The following is a 25985-nucleotide window of genomic DNA, read 5'->3' as shown; positions in this document are numbered from 1 at the left end:
CCCACTAGTCCTTGTGCACGGTGCCGTCGGGGTCCAGGCCCTTGAAGGAAAGGATCACGATGAGAATTCCGCCGCACACGATCGCGGAATCGGCGAGGTTGAAGACGGCGAAGTGTGCCGGGGCGATGAAGTCGACCACCGCACCCTTGAAGACGCCGGGCGCACGGAAGATGCGGTCGGTGAGGTTGCCGAGCGCTCCACCGAGCAGCAGGCCCAGCGCAATGGCCCAGGGCAGGCTGTAGAGCTTGCGGGCGAGCCGGATGATGACGACGATCACGACGGCCGCGATGGCCGTGAAGATCACGGTGAATGCCTCGCCGATCCCGAAGGCGGCGCCCGCGTTGCGGATCGCGTCGAACTTCAGCCAGTCGCCGAAGATCTCGATGGGCTCCTCGTGCTCCAGCTTCGCGACCACGATCATCTTGCTGACCAGGTCCAGGACGTAGGCCAGGACGGCCACACCGAGGAGTACCAGGACCTTCTTCCTGCCCCGGCCGCTGCCCGGCTCGTCGCTCGCCGCCGGGATCGGGCCCCCGGCGGGCTGCTGGGGCTCAGCCCCGTCGGCCCCCTCGGCATCAGGGATATCCGGCGTACCGATGATGCGCTCCGACTCTGTCACGTGAGTCCCTCGACCTAGGTGCATGACTGAGGACGAGGGTACGACACACCCTGTGATCCGGGGGCCTCAGCCCCGGCTTCCCGGACCGCCGCCCCGTCCCCCGGATCAGGCCCGTTCCGGTTCCGTACCGCCTGGTCCGGGCCTGATCCCTGCGGGCCTCAGCCGCGCCGCTCCTGCTTCTGCTTGTCCTCCACGCACAGCGTGGCCCGGGGGAAGGCCTGCATCCGCGCCTTGCCGATCGGCTTCCCGCAGACCTCGCAGAGGCCGTAGGTCCCCGCGTCGAGCCGGGCGAGGGCGCGCTCGGTCTGGTCCAGGGTCTCCTGGGCGTGGGCCGCCAGGGACAGCTCGTGCTCCCTGGTGATGTTCTTCGTGCCGGTGTCCGCGTCGTCGTCGCCGGCCCCGTCACCGGAGTCACGCATCAGCCCGGCCAGTGCCTCGCCGGACGCCTCGAGCTCCGTGCGCAGCCGCTGGACCTCACCGGTCAGCTCGGTGCGAGCCGCGTCGACCTCCTCCGGGGTCCAGGGGTCCTCCCCCGGCCTGACCGCCAGGTCTCCGGGTGCCGTCGCGACACCGGCCCTGGCGGTCGGGACCGCGGTGCCCTCTCCCGCGTCCGTGGTCCGGGCCGCGCTCTTCTTGGCTACCACCGTGTGGGCTCCTGTCTGCTCGGCGGCCGGGGCCGCCCCCGTGGCCTTCTTCGGCGCCTTCTTCGACGCCTTCCTTGCTGTGCTCTTCTTCGCCGGCCCGTCGTGGGCCGGTTGTCGACCTGCCTGCCCCGGCTCCGGCGGATGTGCCGCCGCCTTCTTCCCGGCGGCCGCCTTCCTCGCCGGCTTCCCGGTCGGCTCCTTGCCCCCGCTCCCCGTCCCGTCCTCGGCAGCCGCAGCCGTGGATCCTTCGGACGCCGTTCTCGATACGGCGCTCTTCTTCGCCACCATGGCCGCGGCCCCTTCACATATTGTGATCTTGCACGCGAATCGTGCTGGGACGATAAATCGACCCCAGCCCCGCGGCAACGGGGCACGCCGCCGGTTCGTCTCATCCCGCGGCCGGGCAGCGGCGTGCCTGCAACCGTTGTGCCCAGCTCCCCGCCCTGTAATCCGCCCCCGCCCGCCCTCCGGGACTCCGTCCGTCCCGACTGGCCATTCGGGTGCAGCCCCTCCCCTGTGCCGGCCGGCCCTAAAACCGGTCGGCCGTCGCCCGTACGGGCCCGTACACTGGCCGCAGCGAGAGGCATCGACGGGACGAGTAGCGTCGTACGCAGCCAGGAGCGACCCGGGGACGGTGGAAGCCCGGGGGCGAGCGCGCCGTGAAGATCACCCCGGAGCCGCCGGAAGAAAGCCTTGGCCAGTGGGCTCCGCCCACGGGCTCAAGGTCACTAGACCCGGCATCGCTGCCCCAATGAGGGGGCCGCGGGCGCGTGCCCGGGGTCAAGGAGGGTGGTACCGCGGGAGCCGATCCGGTTCTCGTCCCTCCGACGGAAGTGGAAGACGTCCGCCGGAGGAAGCCCGCACATGACATCGCCGCAGTACCGCCAGGTACCCGCCCAGGTCGACCTGCCCGCCCTCGAGCACGCCGTGCTCGACTTCTGGCGCGACAGCAAGGTCTTCGCCAAGAGCCTCGAAGAGTCCGAGGGCCGCCCCGAGTGGGTCTTCTACGAGGGACCGCCGACCGCCAACGGCATGCCCGGGGCCCACCACATCGAGGCCCGCGTCTTCAAGGACGTCTTCCCCCGCTTCCGCACCATGCAGGGCTACCACGTCGGCCGCAAGGCCGGCTGGGACTGCCACGGCCTGCCGGTGGAGCTCGCGGTGGAGAAGGAGCTGGGCTTCAACGGCAAGAAGGACATCGAGGCCTACGGCATCGCCGAGTTCAACGCGAAGTGCCGTGAGTCCGTCACCCGTCACACCGACGCGTTCACCGAGCTCACGACCCGCATGGGGTACTGGGTCGATCTCGACGACGCCTACCGCACGATGGACCCGGAGTACGTCGACTCCGTGTGGTGGTCGCTGAAGGAGATCTTCAACAAGGACCTGCTGGTCCAGGACCACCGCGTCGCCCCCTGGTGCCCGCGCTGCGGCACCGGCCTCTCGGACCACGAGCTCGCCCAGGGGTACGAAACGGTCGTCGACCCCTCGGTCTTCGTGCGCTTCCCGCTGACGAGCGGCCCGCTGGCCGGCGAGGCCGCGCTGCTGGTCTGGACGACGACCCCCTGGACCCTGGTCTCCAACACCGCCGTCGCCGCACACCCCGACGTGTCCTATGTCGTCGCGACGGACGGCGAGGAGAAGCTGCTCGTGGCCCGGCCGCTGGTCGAGAAGGCGCTGGGCGAGGGCTGGGAGCTCACCGGCGAGACCTTCACCGGCCGCGAGATGGAGCGCTGGAGCTACGAACGCCCCTTCCAGCTGGTCGAGTTCCCCTCCGAGGCGCACTACGTCGTCAACGCCGAGTACGTCACGACGGAGGACGGTACGGGTCTGGTCCACCAGTCCCCCGCCTTCGGCGCCGACGACCTCGTCGTCTGCCGCTCGTACGGCCTGCCGGTCGTCAACCCGGTCCGCCCCGACGGCACCTTCGAGGAGGACCTCCCGCTGGTCGGCGGCGTCTTCTTCAAGAAGGCCGACGAGGCCCTCACCGAGGACCTGGCGGCGCGCGGCAAGCTCTTCCGCCACGTCCCGTACGAGCACAGCTACCCGCACTGCTGGCGCTGCCACACGGCGCTCCTGTACTACGCGCAGCCCTCCTGGTACATCCGCACGACGGCGGTCAAGGACCGGCTCCTTCAGGAGAACGAGAAGACCAACTGGTTCCCGGACTCGGTCAAGCACGGCCGTTTCGGCGACTGGCTGAACAACAACGTCGACTGGGCACTGTCCCGCAACCGTTACTGGGGCACCCCGCTGCCGATCTGGCGCTGCGAGGACGACCACCTCACCTGCGTGGGCTCGCGTGCCGAGCTCACCGAGCTGACTGGCGCCGACCAGTCGGACCTGGACCCGCACCGGCCGTTCATCGACGAGATCACGTTCACCTGCTCGCACGAGAACTGCCAACTGGAGGCGTACCGCGTCCCCGAGGTCATCGACGCCTGGTACGACTCGGGTTCGATGCCGTTCGCGCAGTGGGGCTACCCGTACAAGAACAAGGAGGTCTTCGAGAGCCGGTACCCGGCGCAGTTCATCTCGGAGGCCATCGACCAGACCCGCGGCTGGTTCTACACGCTGATGGCGGTCGGCACGCTCGTCTTCGACAAGTCCAGTTACGAGAACGTGGTCTGCCTGGGCCACATCCTCGCCGAGGACGGCCGGAAGATGTCCAAGCACCTGGGCAACATCCTCCAGCCCATCCCCCTCATGGACCAGCACGGCGCCGACGCGGTGCGCTGGTTCATGGCGGCGGGCGGCTCCCCCTGGGCGGCACGCCGGGTGGGCCACGGCACCATCCAGGAGGTCGTCCGCAAGACGCTCCTGACCTACTGGAACACGGTGGCCTTCCAGGCCCTGTACGCCCGTACGTCGGGCTGGGCGCCGTCCGCGGCCGACCCGGCCCCGGCGGACCGCACGGTCCTGGACCGCTGGCTGCTGAGCGAGCTCGGCACCCTGGTGGACGAGGTCACCAAGGCGCTGGAGGGATACGACACCCAGCGCGCCGGCAAGCTGCTCTCCGCCTTCGTCGACGACCTGTCCAACTGGTACGTCCGCCGCTCGCGCCGCCGCTTCTGGCAGGGCGACAAGGCGGCGCTGCGCACGCTGCACGAGGTCGTGGAGACGGTCACGCGGTTGATGGCTCCGCTGACCCCGTTCATCACGGAGCGGGTCTGGCAGGACCTGATCGTCCCGGTCGCCCCGGATGCCCCCGAGTCGGTGCACCTGTCGACGTGGCCGAAGGCCGACCCGGCGTCGGTCGACCCGGCCCTCTCCTCGCAGATGGCCCTCGTACGCCGCCTGGTCGAGCTGGGCCGGGCCACGCGTGCCGAGTCGGGCGTCAAGACCAGGCAGCCGCTGTCGCGGGCCCTGGTCGCCGCCTCGGGCTTCGAGTCACTCACGCCCGAACTGCGCGCCCAGATCACCGAGGAGCTGAACGTCTCCTCCCTCGCCTCCCTCTCGGAGGTCGGCGGCTCCCTGGTCGACACCACGGCGAAGGCGAACTTCCGCGCGCTGGGCAAGCGGTTCGGCAAGGGCGTCCAGGCAGTGGCCAAGGCCGTCGCGAACGCCGACGCGGCCGCGCTCTCCCTGGCCCTGCGCGAGGGCACGGCGTCGGTCGAGGTGGACGGCGAGCGGGTCACCCTGGCCCCCGACGAGGTCATCATCACGGAGACACCGCGCGAGGGCTGGTCGGTGGCGTCCGACGCGGGCGCGACGGTCGCCCTGGACCTGGAGATCACTCCGGAGCTGCGGGCGGCCGGGCTGGCCCGTGACGCGATCCGGCTGATCCAGGAGGCACGCAAGAACAGCGGCCTGGACGTGGCGGACCGGATCGCGGTCCGCTGGACGTCGGCATCCCCCGCGACGGCCGAGGCCCTGACCGAGCACGCGACCCTGATCGCGGACGAGGTCCTGGCCCTGGACTACGCGCAGGGCGAGGCGGACGACACGTACGGGACCGCGTTCGACGACGAGGGCCTGTCCCTCACCTTCCACCTCCGCAGGACGGAAGGCTGACCCGCCCCACCTGAGAGGCCCGCCCGTCCGGTTGGACGGGCGGGCCTCTCACGCTTTCCCAGCCGCTCCCGGCCGAGGCGGACCCGTTCTGTTCCGTCGGCAGCCGAACCAGGCCCGCCTGACCACTCCCGCCCCGCCCGGACCGGAGGCCCAGCTCACGAAGCTCGGGTCCGTCGCCCACTTCAGCTCACCTGCGGCGGCGCACGTCCGCCGGCCCGGCCGCCTTCTGCCCACCCGGCCTGCTCCTGCCCACCGGCGCGCCTTGCCGCATGCTCGCCCTGCCCGCCGGCGCACGCCCGGTGGCTCCTCCACGCTTCCCCTCCCCTGAGAGCACCGCCCCCGCGCGCAGAGCAGGCAAAAGGGCCGGGCCCCGGGGAAAACCCCGGGGCCCGGCCCTCAGCCTGCCGACGGCTACGCGCTCAGCGAGCGCGAACCGCTCAGTTGTCGTCCTCGTCGATCAGGAACCCACGCATCGGCGACGGCGCCTGCTGCATCGGCTGCGGCGCCTGCGGCCGCACCGGCGCCATCGGCTGCGTCATCGCGGGCGACATCTGCTGCTGGCCGCCACCGTACGACGGGCCACCGCCCATCGACTGGTTGCCGCTGCCCATCTGCTGGCCGCCGTGACCACCGTGGTTGCCGCCCATGGTGTGCCCCATCGCACCCGCACCGGCCGGAGCCAGCGAGGGCGACGGCGGCAGCGAGGCTGCGGCAGGGGTGCGCGGCGGAGCCAGCGAGTCGTCGGACTGGGTCTCCAGCTGACGCAGCTGGCTCTCCAGGTAGGACTTCAGACGGGTCCGGTACTCGCGCTCGAAGCCACGCAGGTCCTCGACCTTGCGCTCCAGCGTCGCGCGGGCCGACTCCAGCGAGCCCATCGCCACGCGGTGCTTCTCCTGCGCGTCCCGCTCCAGAGCGTCCGCCTTGGCACGCGCGTCGCGCTCGAGACCCTCGGCACGGCTGCGCGCCTCACCGACGATCTTGTTGGCCTCGGAGCGGGCCTCCGCGATCGCCTGGTCAGCGGTCTGCTGGGCGAGCGACAGGACACGGGCGGCACTGTCGCCACCGGGGCCCTGACCGGGCTGCTGCATCTGCTGCTGCTGCATCTGCTGTTGCTGCATCTGCTGCTGCATCTGCTGTTGCTGCTGCTGCTGCTGCTGCTGCTGCTGCTGCGGAGCGTGACCGCCCATGGGGCCGCCCATCGGGCCGCCCTGCATCGGGCCGGGGCCGTGCGGGCCCTGCGGACCGGGACCGTGGCCGCCCTGAGGACCATGGCCGCTGGGACCGGCAGGCAGCTGCGGAGCGCCACCGGGCAGCTGGGGGGGACCCATCTGCGGGGGCTGCTGCTGCACCGGCGGACCCGATATGGCGGCGGGCACCGGGGCCCCTGGCCGGTCCTGCTGCTCCGGGGGTTTGCGCATTCCCTGCTGCTGCTGGTTCTGCGCGGCCGCTCGCGTGGCGGCAGCCAGCTTGGCGCGCAGATCCTCGTTCTCACGGAGCAGGCGTGTCAGCTCCGACTCGACCTCGTCGAGGAAGGCATCGACCTCGTCCTCGTCATAGCCCTCTCGGAGACGGACGGTCGTGAACTGCTTGTTCCGCACGTCCTCAGGGGTCAGCGGCATCTCTTCTTCACCTCTACGTAGTCGTCGGCAGTCGGCAAGACCGTATCGTTCACACGCTGCTCGCAAGCTTGCCCACGAGGTTGAGCAGAATGTAGACGATGATCATCAGAACGAAGAAGGACAGGTCAAGTGCCACGCCCCCGAGGCGCAACGGCGGTATGAACCGCCGCAGAAGCTTCAGCGGCGGGTCGGTGACAGTGTAAGTGCCCTCGAGAACGACCATCATCGCCTTGCCTGGCTGCCATGAACGTGCGAACTGGAAGACGTAGTCCATGACCAGCCGGAAGATCAGCACGATGAGGAAACACATCAGCGCGATATAGACCACATCCAGTGCGACGCCCATGTCCCGCGGTTCCCTCTCCCCTGGCTCTTGCAGCCCCCGGCCTCACGGCCGGTGTTGTTCCCGGTGTTCTCAGCTCTGGTTGAAGAACCCGCCCTCTGCGATACGGGCCTTGTCCTCCGCCGTGACATCGACGTTAGCAGGCGACAACAGGAACACCTTCTGCGTCACACGTTCAATGCTGCCATGAAGACCGAAGACGAGTCCCGCGGCAAAGTCGACAAGTCGCTTCGCGTCCGTGTCGTCCATCTCCGTGAGATTCATGATCACCGGAGTGCCCTCACGGAAGTGTTCCCCGATGGTACGGGCCTCGTTGTAGGTCCTGGGGTGCAGCGTGGTGATCCGGTAGGGCTCACGCTCGGACACGACCTTGGGCATGATCACCGGTGCGTTCTTCTCCATGTTCGGGCGGTCAGGTGTGATGGATGCCACGGGTGCGATTCGGGCGGGTCGTCCGCTTTCCGCCGGGAGCTGAACCGGCTCCCGCGGTGCAGGCGGTTGTACCGATCGCACCGGTTCGTCCCGTTCCCGCTCCACCGGATGCGCGGGCTGATGCCGCCGCCGGTCGCGCTCGGGCTCCGGCTCGGGTTCGAATTCGTCGTCGGGGTCGAACCCCGGACCGTCGTACCCATCGTCCTCCACGAGGCCGAGGTAGACCGCCATCTTGCGCATCGCGCCGGCCATGCTCCGAGTCCTCCGCTCTGTGGTGGATCGGCATTCGTGTCACCAAGTGCCCGAGATCCACTCCGGCCAGTCCGCAAGAGCGGGAATGACCATATTTTCTGCTGTGGTCCGACTTGCTTCGCGACGTTACCCGAGCCGGGGTCGGACTCCGAGTACCGCCGTACCGACGCGTACATGTGTCGCCCCGGCCGCAACCGCGTCCTCGAGATCCGCGCTCATCCCAGCAGAGACCATGTTCGCAGCCGGATGGTTCCGGCGCAGGCGCGACGAGAATTCCATCAAGCGGTCGAACGCGGCCCGTTGCCGGCCGGCGTAAGGACCGGCGAGCGGCGCGACGGTCATCAGGCCGTCGAGCCTGAGCCCCTCCGCCGCTTCGACCGACGCGGCCAACTCCTCGATCATGTCCGGTGCGACGCCACCCCGGTCGCCACGCTCGCCGCTCTCGGCGTCGAGGGCGACCTGGATCAGACAGCCGAGCTCACGCTCGCCCCTGACCGCCGCGGCCGAGAGCGCGGTGACCAGCTTCACCCGGTCCACCGACTGCACCACATCGGCATAACCGGCCACCGAGCGGACCTTGTTGGTCTGCAACTGTCCGACAAAGTGCCATGTGAGCGACAGATCCGCACAAGCCGCGGCTTTGGGGGCCGCGTCCTGGTCACGGTTCTCCGCGACCTGACGCACACCGAGTTCGTGCAGCATGCGCACATCACTCGCGGGGTAGGTCTTGGTGACCACGACGAGAGTCACTTCTTCACGCTCGCGGCCGGACGAGGCGCACGCCGAAGCGATGCGTTCCTCCACCTGTGCCAGGTTTGCCGCGAGTTGAGCCCTGCGATCCGTCATGCCCTATCCGTCCAACCAGACATATCCGGCGAGCCGTCCCGTGGTGCGGTCGCGGCGGTACGAGAAGTGGTCGCCGGATTCCAGGGTGCAGAACGGCGAGGCGTGCCGGTCCGCGACGCCGAGCTCGTCGAGCTGGGCGTGGACTCCGGCCGTGACGTCCACCGCGGGCGTTCCCCAGCTGGTCTCCGACCACGAGGCAGGGACGGCCCCGGCGACCTCCGCGCGCATCTCGTCCGGAACCTCGTAGCACCGTCCGCAGACGGCCGGTCCGGTGTGCGCGACGATTCGTGAGGGTACGGCGCCGAGCGCGACCATGGCCTCGATCGTGGCCGGTACGACTCCCGCCACCAGACCGGGCCGTCCCGCGTGGGCGGCCGCGATCACGCCGGCCGCGGGATCGGCCAGCAGCACGGGTGTGCAGTCGGCGGTGAGCACCGCGAGCGGGAGCCCGCGGCGCGCCGTCACCACCGCGTCCACGGCGGGAATGCCCGAGGTCGCGCCCCAGGGACCGTCGACCACGGCGACGTCACGCCCGTGCACCTGGTTCATCCAGACCACGAGGGCCGGGTCGAGACCGAGGGAACGGGCGGCGCGCGCACGGTTCGTGCGGACGGCGGCGGGGTCGTCACCGACCGCGCCGCCGAGGTTGAGCTCCTCGTACGGAACGGCGCTCACTCCGCCCCACCTGTCGGTGAAGGCGAAATGGGCGCCGCCCGCCGAAGACTCCGCGGCTTTCACCGCGTGCTGCGGACCTATCACTTCAAGAAATCCGGTACGTCCAGCTCTTCGGCCTGGGTGTCCTGGTAGGGACGGGCCGTCGGGACGTGCGGCGGGGAGACCGGCGGCTGCACGGCCTCGCTCGCCACCGGCGCCGGATCGACAGGCGCCTGGGGCTCCTCGCGCGGGGGCACGGAGCCCAGCCCGCCGGTCTGGCGCGCCGGTTCCGAGGTGCGGGCCGGAGGGGCCGGCTCCTCGCGCTTGCCGGCTCCCGCTCCGAGGACGTTCTCCCGGCGGGCCGGCGGCTGTCCGCCGTCGAAGCCCGCGGCGATGACGGTGACCCGCACCTCGTCGCCCAGCGCGTCGTCGATGACCGCGCCGAAGATGATGTTGGCCTCGGGGTGGGCCGCCTCACTCACCAGCTGCGCGGCCTCGTTGATCTCGAAGAGACCGAGGTCGCTGCCGCCGGAGATGGAGAGCAGGACACCGCGGGCGCCGTCGATGGACGCTTCCAGGAGCGGCGAGGAGATCGCCATCTCCGCGGCGGCCACCGCGCGGTCGTCGCCGCGGGCGGAACCGATCCCCATGAGCGCCGATCCGGCCTCGGACATGACCGACTTGACGTCGGCGAAGTCGAGGTTGATCAGGCCGGGGGTCGTGATGAGGTCGGTGATGCCCTGGACACCCGAGAGCAGCACCTGGTCGGCCGACTTGAACGCGTCGAGCACGCTGACCTGGCGGTCCGAGATGGACAGCAGCCGGTCGTTGGGGATGACGATGAGTGTGTCGACCTCTTCGCGGAGCTCGGCGATGCCGTCCTCCGCCTGGTTCGCCCGCCGCCGGCCCTCGAAGGTGAACGGCCGGGTGACCACACCGATCGTCAGGGCGCCGAGCGAGCGCGCGATGTTGGCGACGACGGGTGCTCCGCCGGTGCCTGTGCCGCCGCCTTCACCGGCGGTGACGAAGACCATGTCGGCCCCCTTGAGGACCTCCTCGATCTCCTCACGGTGGTCCTCTGCCGCCTTACGACCGACGGCCGGGTTCGCCCCGGCGCCGAGGCCGCGGGTGAGTTCACGGCCGACGTCGAGCTTGACGTCGGCGTCGCTCATCAACAGTGCTTGCGCATCGGTGTTGATCGCGATGAACTCGACGCCCTTGAGACCGACCTCGATCATTCGGTTGATGGCATTGACACCACCGCCGCCGACACCGATGACCTTGATGACTGCGAGGTAGTTCTGCGGTGCTGCCACGTCGAAGGCCTCTCGCCTCGAGTTACGTGTCGTCGCTTCGCGGTAGTCCCGCCGCGACGACGGATGCCGATTGGGTCGGTCCGGATGCCGACCCAAACCCTGACGTTGAAGTTCAGGGTTACCAGTGTGTCTGCTTCTTGGACTCTTCCGAACAGGACACTAAGTCGACAAGTGGCGCACGTTCAACGAACACGCCGAACCTCCCGTTTTTCTTTTCACCCTATGTGATCACCCGTAGCGCTGACCAACCAGGGGGCTGGCCAGGCCAAACGTGCGTCAACTCTTCGACACCGCAGGGGCGGTGGGTGCACTCACGTCGAAGTGTCCCGCTTTGGGCGAGGCCTTCATGAGAGCGGTGAGCACCCGCGCCTTCACGGGCCCCTCCTCACTACTGCCCCACATCACCGTGCGGCCACGGGTCAGTTCCAGAACCGCGGAGTCGTACGAGGTGACCCGCACGGTCTCGGTCTCCCCTGCCACCTTGCCCGGCAGGTCTCCCGCGACCCGGACCCCCTCCCGCAGCAGACGGTCACCGCCGAAGCGGCGAAGGCTCGCCGACCGGTCGGGCGTCAACTCCAGGAGCGGCACGTGCGGGGGCGCTTTGTCCACGGTTGCGAAGCGAACACCTTTTGCGTCCACTTCAATGAACTTCTCGCCCTTTTCCACCAACAGGACAGGCTTTCGTTCGGTCACTTTAAGACTGACACCGTGCGGCCATGACCGTACGACATCCACCGAGTCGATACGAGGCAACTTCTGGCGCAACCGGTCCGCGATCGCCTCCGTGTCCACGGAGATCAGCGGAGACCCGACCGGGGCCGCCGCGGCGCTCTCCACCTCTCCCCGGGTCAGTACGTCGGTACCGGAGACCGCCACCCCCTCCAGCCTCAGCCAGGACGAGCCGTAGAGCACCCAGACCGTGGCCGCCGCGGCCAGCACCAGGCCGGACGCGGCCAGCAGCAGCCGCATGCGGCCGGTCACCCGGCGCCCCTCGGGGCCGATGTGCGGCGGGCGGGCCGGGGTGTCGGCCCGCCCGGCCTCGCCGCGCTGGGCGGTCGTCGGTCCGGCCACACTCGCTCCTTCACCGGACCCGGGGCGCGCGCCCCGGGTCCGTGCCACGTCACGCCTGGCGGCGTGCGGCAATCGCCTCGTACACCATGCCGACGAGGAGGTCGTCGGCGTCCCGCCGCCCGAACTCCGCGGCGGCACGGGACATCTCGTACAGCCGGTGCGGGTCCGCGAGCACCGGAAGGACGTTTTCCTGCACCCATTCCGGGGTGAGGGCCGCGTCGTCCACCAGCAGTCCACCGCCGGCGTTGACCACCGGCTGGGCGTTCAGCCGCTGTTCGCCGTTGCCGATCGGCAACGGGACGTAGGCGGCGGGCAGCCCGACGGCGGAGAGTTCGGCGACGGTCATCGCGCCCGCGCGGCAGAGCATCATGTCGGCCGCGGCGTACGCGAGGTCCATCCGGTCCACGTACGGTACCGGGATGTAGGGCGGCATTCCGGGCATGTTGTCGATACGCGGCAATTCGTTCTTCGGGCCGACCACATGGAGGATCTGGATTCCTGACCGCTGGAGCAGCGGTGCGATCCGCGTGACCACCTCGTTGAGGTGGCGGGCGCCCTGCGAACCGCCGGAGACGAGCAGCGTGGGCAGGTTGGGGTCCAGGCCGAAGGCGGCACGCGCCTCCGGGCGGACCCGGGCGCGGTCGAGGGTGGCGATGGTCCGGCGCAGCGGGATGCCGATGTACCGGGCACCGCGCAGCTTGCTGTCGGGGGTGGAGACGGCGACCCCGTGGGCGTACCGCGAACCGATCTTGTTGGCCAGGCCCGGCCGCGCGTTGGCCTCATGGACGACGATCGGGACCCCGGCGCGCTTGGCCGCGAGATAGCCGGGCAGGGCGACGTAGCCGCCGAAGCCGACCACACAGTCCGCCTTGGTGCGCTCCAGGATCTGCTCGGCGGCCTTGATGGTGCCGCGGAGCCGTCCCGGGACGGTGATCAGCTCGGGTGTGGGCTTGCGCGGCAGCGGTACGGCGGGGATCAGTGCCAGCTCGTACCCCCGCTCGGGTACGAGCCTGGTCTCGAGTCCGCGCTCCGTGCCGAGGGCAGTGATTCCCACGGTCGGGTCCTGCCTCCGCAGGGCGTCTGCGAGGGCAAGCGCGGGCTCGATGTGCCCGGCGGTCCCCCCGCCGGCGAGTACGACATGCACCGAAATTCACCGCTCTCCGGACGGACGCTTCATGACGCGCCGTCTCATCGTCTTCCATCTGACCCCGGGCCTCCGCATGGCCAGGGCCGCTCTCGCCGCAGGGTCCTCCCGCGCGAAGGCGATCATGAGCCCTACGGCGAACATGGTCGGCAGCAGGGCCGAGCCCCCGTACGAGAACAGCGGCAGCGGGACACCGGCGATCGGCAACAGACCGAGCACCGCACCGATGTTGATCACGGCCTGCGCCGTGATCCAGGTGGTCACGCCTCCCGCTGCGTACCTCACGAAGGGGTCCTCCGTGCGTCCGGCCACGCGGATACCCGCATAGCCTAGGGCCGCGAAGAGGGCCAGTACCGACAGCGTCCCCGCCAGGCCCAGCTCCTCCCCGGTGATGGCGAAGATGAAGTCGGTGTGCGGCTCGGGAAGTTGACCCCATTTTTCCACACTCGCGCCGAGTCCGGAACCGAACCATCCGCCGGACGCCAGAGCGTAGATTCCGTGCACCGCCTGCCAGCACGAGTCGCCGGGGCCGGGCTCGGACGCACCGATGCAGCCGAGCCGGGACATCCGGTTGGGGCTGGTCTTGATGAGGAGGAATCCGATGAGGCCGGCGAAGGCGAGCACTCCGGCGAAGAGCCGGGTCGGAGCGCCGGCGAGCCAGAGCAGGCCGAAGAGGATCGCGGTGAGGATGATCGCGGTGCCCATGTCGCCGCCGAGCATGATCAGCCCGAGCAGCATGAAGGCGACCGGCACCAGCGGCACCAGCATGTGCTTCCACTGGGCCAGCAGCCGCTTGTCCTGTTTCCGGGCGAGCAGGTCCGCGCCCCAGAGGATGAGCGCGAGTTTGCCGAACTCGCTGGGCTGGAGCTGGAACGGGCCGCCGAGATAGATCCAGTTCTGGTTGCCGTTGACCGACATCCCTATCCCCGGGACCTGGACCAGGACCATCAGGAAGACGGTGCCCGCGAGCAGCGGGTAGGCCAGTGCCCGGTGCAGTTTGACGGGCATCCTGGAGGCCGCCAGCATCAGCCCGGCGCCGATCACGGCTGCGATGAACTGCTTGCGGAAGAAGTACGTGCTGGGCCTGGAGAGCTCCAGCGCCTTGATCATCGAGGCGGAGTAGACCATGACGAGGCCGAGAACGGTGATCAGGAGCCCGGCGCCCAGGATCAGGTAGTACGCGGTCAGAGGGCGGTCCCAGGCCCGTCGTGCCCGCTCGTACGTCCCGCGCACCCCGGCGCCCCGGCGCGGCCCGGGCGGTGCGCCCTGCCCCCCGGACCGGCTGCGCGGCGCGGTGGGCCGCCGGGAGCCGGTGGCGGGCCGGCTCCTCAGGGCGAGCCCCGCGAGGGTTCCAGGGCCCCCTGGCAGGGGTCCGGCGAGCAGGGGCGGGGTGAACGCCCGGCTGATCGCCCGTGAGCGGTCCGCTCCGCGCGCGGCTGAGCTCTCGTCGGCCGGCATTGTCGCTGTCTCCCCTCCACTGCTCGTGCCCGGGGCTGTCACCGGGGCCGCGGCCCCGAGGGTGCTGCTCGCGACCGGGTCCCCGGACCTCCGGTCCTCCAGGACGGTACGACGCGGAGACCGGGCCCGTCAGGCGCTCTGGGCGGCGAGCCCGCGGACCGCGTCCGCGAACGCCTCGCCCCGCTTGTTGTAGTTGACGAACATGTCCATCGAGGCGCAGGCCGGCGCCAGCAGGACGGTGTCGCCCGGCCGGGCGAGCCGTGCCGCTTCGAGGACCGCCGCGGACATCGCCCCAGTGTCGGTCCGGTCGAGGTCGACCACCGGTACCTCGGGGGCGTGTCGCGCCAGGGCTTCGCGGATCAGCGCCCGGTCGGCGCCCATCAGCACGACCCCCCTCAGCCGCTTCGCGGCCCCGGTCACCAGCTCGTCGAAGGTGGCGCCCTTGGCCAGGCCGCCGGCGATCCAGACGATCGGTTCGTAGGATGCCAGGGAGGCCTCGGCGGCGTGGGTGTTGGTGGCCTTGGAGTCGTCGATGTAGGTGACACCGGCGACGTCCGCGACGTGCTCGATGCGGTGGGAGTCGGGGCGGAAGGCCCGCAGTCCGTCGCGTACGGCGGCCGGCTGCACGCCGAAGGCGCGGGCCAGAGCCGCCGCGGCCAGGGCGTTGGCGATGTTGTGGGGGGCCGGCGGATCGACGTCGCCGACCTCGGCCAGCTCCTGGGCCTGCTTCTGGCGGTTGGCCACGAAGGCACGGTCGACGAGGATGCCGTCGACCACCCCGAGCTGTGAGGGGCCCGGTGTGCCAAGGGTGAAGCCGATGGCCCGGCAGCCCTCCTCGACGTCGGCCTCGCGCACCAGGTCCTCCGTCGCCCCGTCCTGGGCGTTGTAGACGCAGGCGACGCTGTTGCCCTCGTAGATCCGGCCCTTGTCGGCGGCGTAACCGGCCATGGAGCCGTGCCAGTCGAGGTGGTCCGGGGCGAGATTGAGGACGGCCCCGGAGTGGGCGCGCAGCGAGGGCGCCCAGTGGAGCTGGTAGCTGGAGAGCTCGACGGCGAGTACGTCGTACGTCTCGTCGCCGAGCACCGCGTCCAGCAGGGACACGCCGATGTTGCCGACCGCGGCCGTGCGCAGGCCGGCCGCTTCGAGGATCGAGGCGAGCATCCGCACGGTCGTGGTCTTGCCGTTGGTGCCGGTGACCGCCAGCCAGGGTGCGGCGTCGGGCCCCCGCAGCCGCCAGGCGAGTTCGACGTCGCCCCAGACGGGGACGTCCGCCTCGGCGGCTGCCTGGAAGAGCGGCTTCCCGGGCTTCCAGCCGGGGGCCGTGACGACCAGTTCGGTGGACGGGGGCAGGGTGTCGCCGTCGCCGAGGCGCACGGTGATGCCGAGCGCCTCCAGTTCGGCGGCCTGGGCGCGGGAGCGCTCGTCGTCGCCGTCGTTGACGACGGTGACGAGGGCTCCCCGCTCGTGCAGGGCGCGGGCGGCGGGGATGCCGCTCACCCCGAGCCCCGCGACCGTGACGTGCTTGCCCTGCCAGTCCACGTTGCTCACTTCTTGGCTGCCCATCCCGCGTAGAAGAGGCCGAGTCCGACGATCACGCACATGCCCTGGATGATCCAGAAGCGGACCACGACAAGGACTTCGGACCACCCCTTGAGTTCGAAGTGGTGCTGGAGTGGCGCCATCCGGAAGACGCGCTTGCCGGTCATCTTGAACGAACCGACCTGGATGACCACGGACATGGTGATCATCACGAAGAGGCCGCCGAGGATGGCCAGCAGGAACTCGGTGCGGGAGCAGATCGCGAGGCCGGCGAGGGCACCGCCGAGGGCCAGCGAACCGGTGTCGCCCATGAAGATCTTCGCGGGCGAGGTGTTCCACCACAGGAAGCCGAAACAGGCGCCCATCAGGGCGGAGGCGACGACCGCGAGGTCGAGTGGATCGCGTACCTCGAAGCAGGCGCTGGGGTTGGTGAGGGTCTCCGCGTTGGCGCAGGACTCCTGGAACTGCCAGAGACCGATGAAGGTGTAGGCGCCGAACACCATCACCGAGGCGCCGGTGGCGAGGCCGTCGAGACCGTCCGTCAGGTTCACGCCGTTGGACATGGCGAGGATCATGAACAGGGCCCAGACGCAGAACAGCACCGGCCCGATGGACCAGCCGAAGTCCTCGACGAACGAGAGCCGGGTGGAGGCCGGGGTGTTGCCGGTCGAGTTGGGGAACTGCAGTGAGAGCACTGCGAAGGCGATACCGACGATCAGCTGGCCGGCCATCTTGGCCTTGGCCCGCAGACCCAGCGAACGCTGCTTGACGATCTTGATGTAGTCGTCGAGGAAGCCGACGAGCCCCATCCCCGCCATCAGGAACAGGACGAGAACGCCGGAGAAGCGGATGTCCTCGCCGGTGATCAGCTTCGCCAGGAGGTACGCGATGATCGTCGCGAGGATGAAGGCGATCCCACCCATGGTGGGTGTGCCCTGCTTGCTGCCGTGGGTACGCGGGCCGTCGTCCCGGATGAACTGCCCGTAGCCCTTGCGGGCCAGAAGTTTGATCAGCAGCGGAGTGCCGACCAGGGTCAGGAAGAGCCCTATGGCCCCCGCGAAGAGGATCTGCCTCATCGGACGGCGACCTCACCCTCGGTCGTCTCCAGCAGTGCCAGGGCGACCCTCTCCAGGCCGACCGACCGGGACGCCTTCACCAGCACGACGTCTCCCGGGCGCAGTTCACTGCGCAACAGGTCGACGGCCGCCTGTGCGTCGGACACGTGCACCGACTCCTCACCCCACGAACCCTCGTTATATGCGCCCAGTTGCAGCCAGGAGGCTTCTTTTCCTCCGACAGCGACGAGCTTGCTGACGTTGAGCCGGACGGCGAGCCGTCCGACCGCGTCGTGCTCGGCGAGCGACGCGTCGCCGAGCTCGGCCATCTGACCGAGCACCGCCCACGTGCGCCCCCCGTCTGCCCGTCGGGCCTTGCCCATGGCGGCCAGCGCACGGAGTGCGGCCTTCATGGATTCGGGGTTCGCGTTGTAGGCGTCATTGACGACCGTCACACCGTCCGGACGCTCGGTGACCTCCATGCGCCAACGGGAGAGGGTGCCCGCCCCGGAGAGCGCCTCGGCGATCTCGGTCACGGACATGCCCAACTCATGGGCGACGGCGGCCGCGGCGAGCGCGTTCGACACGTGGTGCTCACCGTACAGGCGCAAGGTCACGTCGCTGCACCCGGTGGGTGTGTGGAGCGCGAAAGCGGGGCGTCCGTCGTCCGTGAGCCGCACGTTCTCTCCCCGTACGTCCGCATCCGCGGCCTCTCCGAAGAGGAGTACCCGGGCTTTCGTACGGGACGCCATGGCCCGCACGAGCGGGTCGTCGGCGTTGAGGATCGCGGCGCCGTCCTCCGGGAGGACCTCCACGAGCTCGCCCTTGGCCTGGGCGATCGCCTCGCGGCTGCCGAACTCGCCGATGTGGGCGCTGCCCACGTTGAGGACGAGGCCGATCCGCGGCGGGGTCAGGTCGGCGAGGTAGTGGATGTGGCCGATGCCGCGCGCACCCATCTCCAGCACGAGGTGGCGGGTTTCCGCCGTGGCGCTCAGCGCGGTGAGCGGCAGACCGATCTCGTTGTTGAGGGAGCCGGGCGTCCAGACCGTGGGCGCCTTGCGCTCCAGGAGCTGGGCGATCAGGTCCTTCGTGGAGGTCTTGCCGGCCGATCCGGTCAGCGCGACGACGGTCGTGCCGAGGCGTTCCACGACGGTGCGTGCGAGGGCGCCGAGCGCGCCCACCACGTCGTCGACGACGATCGCCGGGACACCGACGGGCCGGGAGGCGAGCACGGCCACCGCGCCCGCTTCGAAGGCGCGCCGGGCGTAGTCGTGGCCGTCGACCCGCTCGCCGGCGAACGCGGCGAAGAGCGAGCCCTGCCGCACATCCCGGGAGTCCTTGACGACGGGGCCCGTGACGGTGACGGACGGGTCCGGCACGTCGTACGGCTGCCCGCCGACGATTGCGGCGATCTCGGCGAGGGAAAGGGGGATCACTTGGTCATCCCTGACTGTTGTTCTCGTGGGTGTGTACGCGGTCCTCGGGGGCGTGCGCGGTGCTCGCGCCGCCCAGGGAGTGCTCGATGGCCTCGCGCAGGACCTTCCGGTCGTCGAAGGCGCGCACGACTCCGTGGATGTCCTGTCCCTGCTCGTGTCCCTTTCCGGCCACGAGCACGGTGTCGCCCGGCTCGGCCCGGGCGACCGCGGCGGCGATGGCCGCGGCCCGGTCGGCGTCGACGAGGACGTCGCCGCGCTCGTGGACGGGGACCTCTGCGGCGCCGGAGAGCATCGCGGCGAGGATCGCGAGGGGGTCCTCGGAGCGAGGGTTGTCCGAGGTCAGTACGGCGGTGTCGGCCAGCCGGGCCGCGGCGGCGCCCATCGGGCCGCGCTTCGTCGTGTCGCGGTCGCCGCCGCAGCCGAGCACGATGTGGACCCGGCCCTCGGTGACCTTCTGCAGGGAGCGCAGGACGGACTCGACGGCGTCGGTCTTGTGCGCGTAGTCGACGACCGCGAGGTACGGCTGTCCGGCGTCGACGCGTTCCAGCCGGCCGGGAACACCGGGGACGGCAGCGACGCCGTCGGCGGCGGTCTGCGGGTCGATGCCCGCGACGGCCAGCGTGACGATCGCGGCGAGGGTGTTGGCGACGTTGAACGGGCCGGGCAGCGGGGCCCTGGCGGTGACGCGTTCCCCCTTGGGGCCGATCACCGTGAAGCTGCTGTCCTGGGGGCCCACTTCGACGTCCTCGGCGCGCCAGTCGGCGTCCGGGTGGCCCTCCGCGGAGAAGGTGACGACCGGGATGGACGTCTCCTCCACCAGCCTGCGGCCGTACTCGTCGTCGAAGTTGACGACACCGAGTTTGCTGCGCTCCGGGGTGAACAGCTGCGCCTTGGCCTGGAAGTAGTCCTCCATCCCGGAGTGGAACTCCATGTGCTCCGGGCTGAGGTTGTTGAACACGGCGACGTCGAAGACGCAGCCGTCGACCCGGCCGAGCACCAGGGCGTGGCTGGAGACCTCCATGGCGACCGCGTCGACGCCTCGTTCGCGCATCACGGCGAACAGGGCCTGGAGGTCGGTGGCCTCGGGGGTGGTGCGTTCCGACTTGATGCGCTCGTCGCCGATCCGCATCTCGACGGTGCCGATCAGTCCGGTGCTCCGGCCGGCACCGCGCAGGCCGCCCTCGACGAGGTAGGCCGTGGTGGTCTTGCCGGAGGTTCCGGTGATGCCGATCTGGAGCAGGCCGACGCCCGGCCGTCCGTAGATCTCGGCGGCGATGTCGCCCATCCGGCCGCGCGGGTTCTCGGTGACGAGGACCGGGAGGCCGGTGGCCGCCGCACGCTCTGCGCCCGATGGGTCGGTGAGGATCGCGGCCGCTCCGAGACCGGCGGCCTGGCCGGCGAAGTCGGCGCCGTGGAGCCGGGCACCGGGCAGAGCCGCGTACACGTCCCCGGGGCGCACGGCCCGGGAGTCGTGGGTGATGCCGGTGACCTCACCGGCATCCTGCGGTCCGGCACCGAGCCGGGCTGCCAGCTCTCCGAGGGACGTGGGCCGGAGCCGGTCCGGTCGGGGCGCTCCCGGGTAGTTCACAGGCGCGTCCTTCTGAGTGGTTTGGAACTGATCAGCGTGGGGCACGGCGGTGAGCGTACCGGGCGGACCCGGCCTCCCGCTAAGCGAGGGGCCGGGGTCGCGGTACTTCTCGTTCCGGTTCCCGGGATCAGGGGTGATGGTCGTCACTGAGGGTTCCCCCGAGTCACTCGCCCGGCTTGAAGGACACCGGCAGCCGGGCGGGGTCGCTTCCGGACGGAGGTGTCTGGAGGGTCTTCAGGGCGAACTCCATGACCTTCTTGTAGATCGGGCCGCAGATCTGGCCGCCGAAGTAGCTGCCCTTGGTGGGGTTCTGGATGGCGCAGTAGACGGTGATCTGCGGATCGTCGGCGGGGGCGAAGCCCGCGAAGGACGCCGTGTAGCCCTTGTAGACGCCGCGTACGGGATCGACGCGGTTGGCCGTACCCGTCTTGCCCGCGACCCGGTAGCCCTGGATGTGGGCCTTGGTCCCGGTGCCCTCCTCGTCGTCCACCACGGACTCCAGCATCTTCGCCAGGGTCCTGGCCGTCTTCTCGCTGACCACCCGGGTGCGTTTCGGTGCCTCGGACGCCGTGTAGCTGTCGCCCGCCTCCTTGGTCCCGCGGACCAGGGTCGGCTCGATCCGTACCCCGCCGTTGGCGATGGTCTGGTAGACGGACGCGGCCTGCATGGCGTTGAGGGAGAGGCCCTGGCCGAACGGGATCGTGTACTGCTGCGAGGTCGACCAGTCCTGGGGTTCGGCGATGATGCCGGGCGACTCGCCCGGGTAGTCCAGCCCCGTGGTGCTTCCGATGCCGAATTTACGCAGGTAGGAGTACAGGACCTTGTTGGCCTCGGCCTGGGTCTTCCCGAGCTGTCCGGTGGCCAGGATGGTGCCGATGTTGCTCGATTTGGCGAGTACGCCGTTGAGCGTGAGGTACCAGGTGGGGTGGTCGATGTCGTCCCTGAAGAGCCGGTCGCCCCGGTGCAGCCGGTTGGGGACGGTGACGTGCGTGCCGGGCGTGGCCGCTCCCTCCTCCAGGACCGCGGCCATCGACATGACCTTGCTGGTGGAGCCGGGTTCGTACACGTCCTGGAGGGCGGCGTTGCCCAGCGCGGCGGAATTGCTCTGCGCGAGGTCGTTCGGGTCGTAGCCGGGGGCGTTGGCCATGGCCAGCACCTCGCCGGTCTTCGTGTTCTGGACGACCACGTAGCCGCGGTCGGCCTCGGACTTGTCGACCTGGTCGGCGATGGCGCGCTGCGCCGCCCACTGGATGTCGCGGTCGATCGTCAGCTCGACGTCGGTGCCGGCGACGGCCGGGCTCTCCGTGGAGCCGGCGGTCGGCACGGGGCGGCCGCCCGCCTGGGCGTAGCGGATCTTGCCGTCCTCCCCCTGGAGCTGCTCGTTGAGCTGTGCTTCCAGGCCGCCGCCGCCCTTGCCCTCGGCGTTGACGAAACCCAGTATCCCGGCGGCGAGGTCGCCATTGGGGTAGACGCGTTTGGTGGTGGGCTCCTGGAGGACTCCGGCCAGCACGTTGGCACCGGGCCCGCCCTTCGCGCTGTCGGCGGCCGCCTTCTCGGCGAAGGCGGACTTGAGGTCCTTGATCTGCTTCCAGACCTGCGGTGTCTGCCGCCGTGCCAGCACCGTGTAGCGGCTCTCGGGGGTGGAGAGCTTCTCGGCCAGCTCCGCTTCGTCCTTGCCGAGGATCGGGGCCAGGAGGGCCGCCGCCTGCCCCGGGGCGTCCGGGGCCTTGCTCTCCTCGGGCGTGAACAGCTTCGGATCGGCCGTGATGTCGTGCGCGTCGACGCTGGTGGCCAGGGCGATTCCGCTGCGGTCGGCGATCTCACCGCGTTCGGCGGCGATCGTGTACTCCAGGTAGCGGTTCTTCTCGGCCTTCGCGGCGTACGTGGCGGCGTCGACCGCCTGGACCTGGAGGAGCCGTACGACGAACGCCAGCATGACGAGGGTCAGGCAGAGGCTGATGAGGCGCAGCCGTGGGCGTGGGCTGCCCAGGCGGATGGGCCGGGAGGTGCCGCCGGGCCGCTTCCCGGCCGCCGGGCGCCGGGGGCGCCGGGCCTCGGGTCGGGCGGCGGGGCGGGGGCGCCCGGGCCCGCCGCCCGCGTTGCGGGAGCGCGCGGGGCCGGGTACTCGGCGGCGCGGCGGTTCCTTGGACGGCACTGCGTCACCTGCCGGAGCTCGTCGGGGGCGATGTGGTCGGGGGCGTCGTGGACGCTGTCGCCGGGGAGGCGGAGGGTGAGGTGGGGCCGGAGCCGGACGGGGAGGCCGGCCCGGTGGGAACGGCCGCGCTCTTCTCCGGTTCGGGGGACGTGACGGGGGACGGTTGCGCGGTGGCCCTCTCCGGCATTCCCCGCACGGTGCCGTCCGGGTCCAGGAAGGCGGGGCTGCCGCCGGGCACCATGCCGAGTTCCCTGGCCCGGCGCTCCAGTGCGTCGGGTTCGGAGTAGCTGTCGACGTCCCGCTGGAGGGCCTGCTGCTCGTCGGTCAGCTCGGTGGTGTCCCTCTTCAGCTTGCTCAGCCTGAACGATCCTTCGTTGAGCGCGGAGTTCAGCAGCAGGAGCGAGATCAGGCCACCCGCGAGCAGCAGCACGACCAGCAGGACGAAGGGGGTACGGGCGGCGGTGTTCGGCCCCGACGGCATCAGCCGGGCGAGCCGGCCCGCCCGGCCCTTCATCTGCTCGGCCGTCCTGGTCACCGGAGTGCCACCGTCCCGCTCCGCCTTCGGCCGGCCCGACTGGGTCCGCTCATCGCTCCTCCTCGCGGATGCGCTGGGCGCCGCGCAGCCTGGCAGGGGCGGCGCGCCTGTTCTCGGCGACCTCCTCCTCCGTGGGCAGTTCGGCGCCCCGGGTCAGCAGCTTCAGCCTGGGCTGGTAGCGCTCGGGGACGACGGGCAGTCCGGGCGGCGCCGTGTTGGCCGCACCGGCCGCGAAGACCTGCTTGACCAGACGGTCCTCGAGCGAGTGGTACGAGAGCACGGCGATCCGGCCACCGACGGCAAGGCTCCCCACCGCGGCGGGAACGGCCCGCTCCAGGACGGTGAGTTCACCGTTGACCTCGATGCGCAGCGCCTGGAAGGTGCGCTTGGCCGGATTGCCGCCGGTTCGCTTGGCGGCCTGCGGCAGGGAGTCGCGGATCAGCTCGACGAGCCGGGCGCTGTTACTGAAGGGTTCCTTCTCGCGTTCGCGCACGACGGCCGAGACGATGCGCTTGGCCTGCTTCTCCTCGCCGTACGCGCGCAGGATCCGCACGAGTTCGCCCGGTGGGTAGGTGTTGAGCACCTCGGCCGCGCCGATGCCGGTCGTCTGGTCCATGCGCATGTCGAGCGGGGCGTCCTGGGCGTAGGCGAAGCCCCGGTCGGCCTCGTCCAGTTGCATGGAGGAGACACCGAGGTCGAAGAGAACGCCCTGCACCTTGGGGATCCCCAGCCTGTCGAGGACCTCGGGCAGTTCGTCGTAGACGGCGTGCACCAGGGTGGCGCGGTCGCCGTACGGGGCGAGGCGCTCGCCGGAGAGCCGCAGTGCCTCCTTGTCCCGGTCCAGTGCGACCAGCCGGGCCTCCGGGAAGGCGGCGAGCAGGGCCTCGCTGTGCCCGCCCAGGCCGAGGGTGCAGTCGACGACGACCGGCGGCTGTGGCCCCGTCACCTCCAGAGCCGGGGCCAACAGGTCCAGGCATCGCTGGAGCATCACCGGGACGTGGCGGGTCTGGCTCAAAGCGCCCTCTCAGGCTCTGTCCCGTGTGGCCGCACATACGGCCTGGTCCCCACCCGCCCGGAAGGGGAGGTCGGCCGGCGCCGGGGAAGGAGGCGTCGGCCGGCCGACGGGCGGGAGAGGGCCGGGCCGCATGTACGCCGCACATCACGGGGAATTCGAAACACGTGAGAATATGCAGTATGTGCAGGCGTGTCGGTAACTTCGCGTCACTTTAGTCCACCCTGCCATCGGATCCGGTCGCGATCAACGAACCGCTCAGCGCGTCGTACCGTCACGCCCGGCCGGAAACCTCACCCGGCCGGGTGCCCGTACGTGAGGCTTGTGGGTTACCTCACAACAAGCCGCGTTGACGTTTTTTGTCCCCTTCCACAGCACGCCGTGTGCGGTCGCGAAGGCTAACGTCATAGCCATGTCGACTTCTGCGCAGTCTTCCGCCGAGACCGATTCCCCCACCACCTCCGCAGCTCGTTCCGGAGGGACGGTCACCGATCGTCTGGTCGAGCTGAACACGCGTTACGCCGAGAAGTTCAGCGACCCGGGAATGGACGCGCGGCCCGTACTGCGCGTGGCCGTGGTCGCCTGCATGGACGCCCGTCTCGACCTCCACGCCGCGCTCGGCCTGGAGCTGGGCGACTGTCACACCATCCGCAACGCCGGCGGAGTGGTCACGGACGACGTCATCCGGTCCCTGACCATCAGCCAGAGGGCGCTCGGCACCCGCAGCGTCATCCTGATCCACCACACGAACTGCGGCATGGAGTCGCTCACCGAGGAGTTCCGGCAGGATCTGGAGCTCGAGGTCGGGCAGCGTCCGGTCTGGGCGGTGGAGGCGTACTCCGACGCCGACCAGGACGTACGCCAGTCGATGCAGCGCGTGCGCACCTCGCCGTTCCTCCTGCACACGGACGACGTGCGCGGCTTCGTCTTCGACGTGACCACGGGCAAGCTGCGCGAGATCCCGTCCGCGGCCTGAAGCACCCGCCGACATACGGACCACATCCGGCATATCGCCCCTACTTGTCCACAGGCGAGTGACACGAAGCGGTAACGGCAACAAGAATGCGGGTGTGACATCTCTCCGGGTCCTCCGGAGAGTGTCCGTATTTCGGGGCGGGCCGGGCGCTTTGGGCGCCGGTCCGTGCGCAGAGGGCCGAGGAGGGCCGGGTGACGACCTATGACGATCGAGCGAGCCTCACAGATCTGACCACCACAGCGGAGCGGGTACGCAGGTCGGTCGAGGGTGTGATCGAGGGCAAGCCCGAGGTCGTTCGGCTTTCGCTGACCGTACTGCTCGCCGAGGGCCACCTCCTGATCGAGGACGTGCCCGGGGTCGGCAAGACGATGCTGGCGAAGGCCCTGGCACGTTCCATCGACTGCTCGGTGCGGCGTATCCAGTTCACGCCGGACCTGCTGCCCTCGGACATCACCGGGGTATCCGTCTTCGACCAGCAGCGGCGCGACTTCGAGTTCAAGCCGGGCGCGATCTTCGCCCAGATCGTGATCGGCGACGAGATCAACCGCGCGTCGCCCAAGACCCAGTCCGCGCTGCTGGAGTCCATGGAGGAACGCCAGGTCACGAGCGACGGGCACACCTACGAGCTGCCCGATCCGTTCATGGTGGTGGCCACCCAGAACCCGGTGGAGATGGAGGGGACCTATCCCCTCCCCGAGGCGCAGCGCGACCGCTTCATGGCGCGTGTCTCGATCGGCTACCCGAGTGCCGAGGCCGAGCTCCGGATGCTCGACGTGCACGGCGGGGCCTCACCGCTGGACGATCTGCAGCCGGTGGCGCACGCCGACGACATCGTGAAACTGATCGACGCGGTGCGCACGGTCCATGTGGCCGAGTCCGTCCAGCGGTACGCCGTGGAACTGGTGGCGGCCACCCGCCGGCACCCGGATCTCAGACTCGGGGCCTCGCCGCGCGCGACGCTGCATCTGCTGCGCGCCGCCAAGGCGTCGGCGGCGCTGGGCGGGAGGGACTACGCCCTGCCGGACGACGTCCAGGCCCTCGCGGTCGCGGTGCTCGCGCACCGGCTGCTGCCGACGGCGCAGGCACAGCTCAACCGGCGTACGGCCGAGCAGGTCGTGCTGGACATCCTGCAGCGCGTCCCGGTGCCGACGTCGGGCGTCACGGCCGCCTCCGCGCAGCACCTGCCCGACGGCCCGGTGTACGGCCGGCAGCCCGGCGCACGGCGACTGTGACGCCGGCCGGGGCACCCGGCCCCGTGGAGGAGAGCGACACCAAGG

General features: G+C 70.3%; 21 protein-coding genes. 3 read left to right on the top strand and 18 right to left on the bottom strand.

What is annotated here, in order from left to right:
• Window positions 1-4: 4 nt before the first annotated feature.
• The gene (lspA, locus tag ABZ441_RS24015; protein ID WP_358977682.1) at window positions 5-619 is read right to left on the bottom strand and encodes a signal peptidase II; all 615 of its coding nucleotides are present in this window, start codon (window positions 617-619) and stop codon (window positions 5-7) included.
• A gap of 158 nt (window positions 620-777) precedes the next feature.
• Complete coding sequence (locus ABZ441_RS24010; RefSeq protein ID WP_358977680.1) at window positions 778-1551, bottom strand: TraR/DksA C4-type zinc finger protein; 774 nt, start codon at window positions 1549-1551, stop codon at window positions 778-780.
• A 576-nt stretch (window positions 1552-2127) separates the two neighbouring features.
• On the opposite strand from ABZ441_RS24010, the gene ileS reads away from it, so the two are divergent.
• Window positions 2128-5277 (top strand): isoleucine--tRNA ligase, encoded by a 3150-nt coding sequence (ileS, locus tag ABZ441_RS24005; RefSeq protein WP_358977678.1) that lies wholly within the window; start codon window positions 2128-2130, stop codon window positions 5275-5277.
• A 437-nt stretch (window positions 5278-5714) separates the two neighbouring features.
• On the opposite strand, the gene ABZ441_RS24000 is transcribed toward ileS, so the two are convergent.
• From ABZ441_RS24000 to rsmH, 16 genes are all read right to left on the bottom strand, one after another.
• On the bottom strand, window positions 5715-6896 hold the full coding sequence (locus ABZ441_RS24000) for a DivIVA domain-containing protein (protein WP_358977676.1): 1182 nt from the start codon (window positions 6894-6896) through the stop codon (window positions 5715-5717).
• Window positions 6897-6945: 49 nt separating this feature from the next.
• Window positions 6946-7242, bottom strand: coding sequence for a YggT family protein (locus tag ABZ441_RS23995; RefSeq protein WP_205019611.1), 297 nt, complete (start codon window positions 7240-7242; stop codon window positions 6946-6948).
• 69 nt (window positions 7243-7311) lie between these two features.
• Complete coding sequence (gene sepF, locus ABZ441_RS23990; protein WP_031098945.1) at window positions 7312-7923, bottom strand: cell division protein SepF; 612 nt, start codon at window positions 7921-7923, stop codon at window positions 7312-7314.
• A gap of 126 nt (window positions 7924-8049) precedes the next feature.
• Window positions 8050-8769 carry a YggS family pyridoxal phosphate-dependent enzyme gene (locus tag ABZ441_RS23985; RefSeq protein ID WP_358977673.1) on the bottom strand — a complete coding sequence of 240 codons (720 nt, stop codon included), beginning with the start codon at window positions 8767-8769 and terminating at the stop codon, window positions 8050-8052.
• A 3-nt stretch (window positions 8770-8772) separates the two neighbouring features.
• A complete protein-coding gene (gene pgeF, locus ABZ441_RS23980) occupies window positions 8773-9507 on the bottom strand; it encodes a peptidoglycan editing factor PgeF (protein WP_358977671.1) in 735 nt (244 codons plus the stop codon).
• A 17-nt stretch (window positions 9508-9524) separates the two neighbouring features.
• Entirely contained in the window at window positions 9525-10739 is a 1215-nt protein-coding gene (gene ftsZ / locus ABZ441_RS23975; RefSeq protein WP_358977669.1) for a cell division protein FtsZ, read from the bottom strand.
• Window positions 10740-11015: 276 nt separating this feature from the next.
• The gene (locus ABZ441_RS23970) at window positions 11016-11810 is read right to left on the bottom strand and encodes an FtsQ-type POTRA domain-containing protein (protein WP_358977667.1); all 795 of its coding nucleotides are present in this window, start codon (window positions 11808-11810) and stop codon (window positions 11016-11018) included.
• 49 nt (window positions 11811-11859) lie between these two features.
• Complete coding sequence (gene murG / locus ABZ441_RS23965) at window positions 11860-12954, bottom strand: undecaprenyldiphospho-muramoylpentapeptide beta-N-acetylglucosaminyltransferase (RefSeq protein WP_358977665.1); 1095 nt, start codon at window positions 12952-12954, stop codon at window positions 11860-11862.
• Window positions 12955-12960: 6 nt separating this feature from the next.
• On the bottom strand, window positions 12961-14412 hold the full coding sequence (gene ftsW, locus ABZ441_RS23960) for a putative lipid II flippase FtsW (RefSeq protein ID WP_358977663.1): 1452 nt from the start codon (window positions 14410-14412) through the stop codon (window positions 12961-12963).
• Window positions 14413-14541: 129 nt separating this feature from the next.
• Entirely contained in the window at window positions 14542-15975 is a 1434-nt protein-coding gene (gene murD, locus ABZ441_RS23955; protein WP_358977661.1) for a UDP-N-acetylmuramoyl-L-alanine--D-glutamate ligase, read from the bottom strand.
• Window positions 15957-17027, bottom strand: a complete 1071-nt coding sequence (gene mraY / locus ABZ441_RS23950) for a phospho-N-acetylmuramoyl-pentapeptide-transferase (protein ID WP_031098929.1) — start codon at window positions 17025-17027, stop codon at window positions 15957-15959. Before mraY ends, murD begins: the two co-directional genes overlap by 19 nt.
• Window positions 17024-18442, bottom strand: coding sequence for a UDP-N-acetylmuramoyl-tripeptide--D-alanyl-D-alanine ligase (gene murF / locus ABZ441_RS23945; protein ID WP_358977658.1), 1419 nt, complete (start codon window positions 18440-18442; stop codon window positions 17024-17026). Before murF ends, mraY begins: the two co-directional genes overlap by 4 nt.
• A gap of 4 nt (window positions 18443-18446) precedes the next feature.
• Window positions 18447-20030 (bottom strand): UDP-N-acetylmuramoyl-L-alanyl-D-glutamate--2,6-diaminopimelate ligase, encoded by a 1584-nt coding sequence (locus ABZ441_RS23940; RefSeq protein WP_358977656.1) that lies wholly within the window; start codon window positions 20028-20030, stop codon window positions 18447-18449.
• Window positions 20031-20193: 163 nt separating this feature from the next.
• Complete coding sequence (locus tag ABZ441_RS23935; RefSeq protein ID WP_358977654.1) at window positions 20194-22185, bottom strand: penicillin-binding protein 2; 1992 nt, start codon at window positions 22183-22185, stop codon at window positions 20194-20196.
• 4 nt (window positions 22186-22189) lie between these two features.
• On the bottom strand, window positions 22190-22720 hold the full coding sequence (locus ABZ441_RS23930; RefSeq protein ID WP_358977652.1) for a cell division protein FtsL: 531 nt from the start codon (window positions 22718-22720) through the stop codon (window positions 22190-22192).
• A gap of 49 nt (window positions 22721-22769) precedes the next feature.
• Window positions 22770-23735, bottom strand: coding sequence for a 16S rRNA (cytosine(1402)-N(4))-methyltransferase RsmH (gene rsmH / locus ABZ441_RS23925; RefSeq protein WP_205019621.1), 966 nt, complete (start codon window positions 23733-23735; stop codon window positions 22770-22772).
• A 409-nt stretch (window positions 23736-24144) separates the two neighbouring features.
• Here rsmH and ABZ441_RS23920 point away from each other — a divergent pair, with 409 nt between their 5' ends.
• The gene (locus ABZ441_RS23920) at window positions 24145-24708 is read left to right on the top strand and encodes a carbonic anhydrase (RefSeq protein WP_358977650.1); all 564 of its coding nucleotides are present in this window, start codon (window positions 24145-24147) and stop codon (window positions 24706-24708) included.
• Window positions 24709-24899: 191 nt separating this feature from the next.
• On the top strand, window positions 24900-25940 hold the full coding sequence (locus tag ABZ441_RS23915) for a MoxR family ATPase (RefSeq protein WP_358977648.1): 1041 nt from the start codon (window positions 24900-24902) through the stop codon (window positions 25938-25940).
• Window positions 25941-25985: the final 45 nt, after the last annotated feature.

Origin of the sequence: Streptomyces sp. NPDC005752 (genome assembly GCF_040630715.1) — a bacterium.
Lineage (GTDB): Bacteria > Actinomycetota > Actinomycetes > Streptomycetales > Streptomycetaceae > Streptomyces.
The sequence above is the reverse complement of the archived record's forward strand: the minus strand, read 5'-3'. Positions and strand labels throughout refer to the sequence as shown.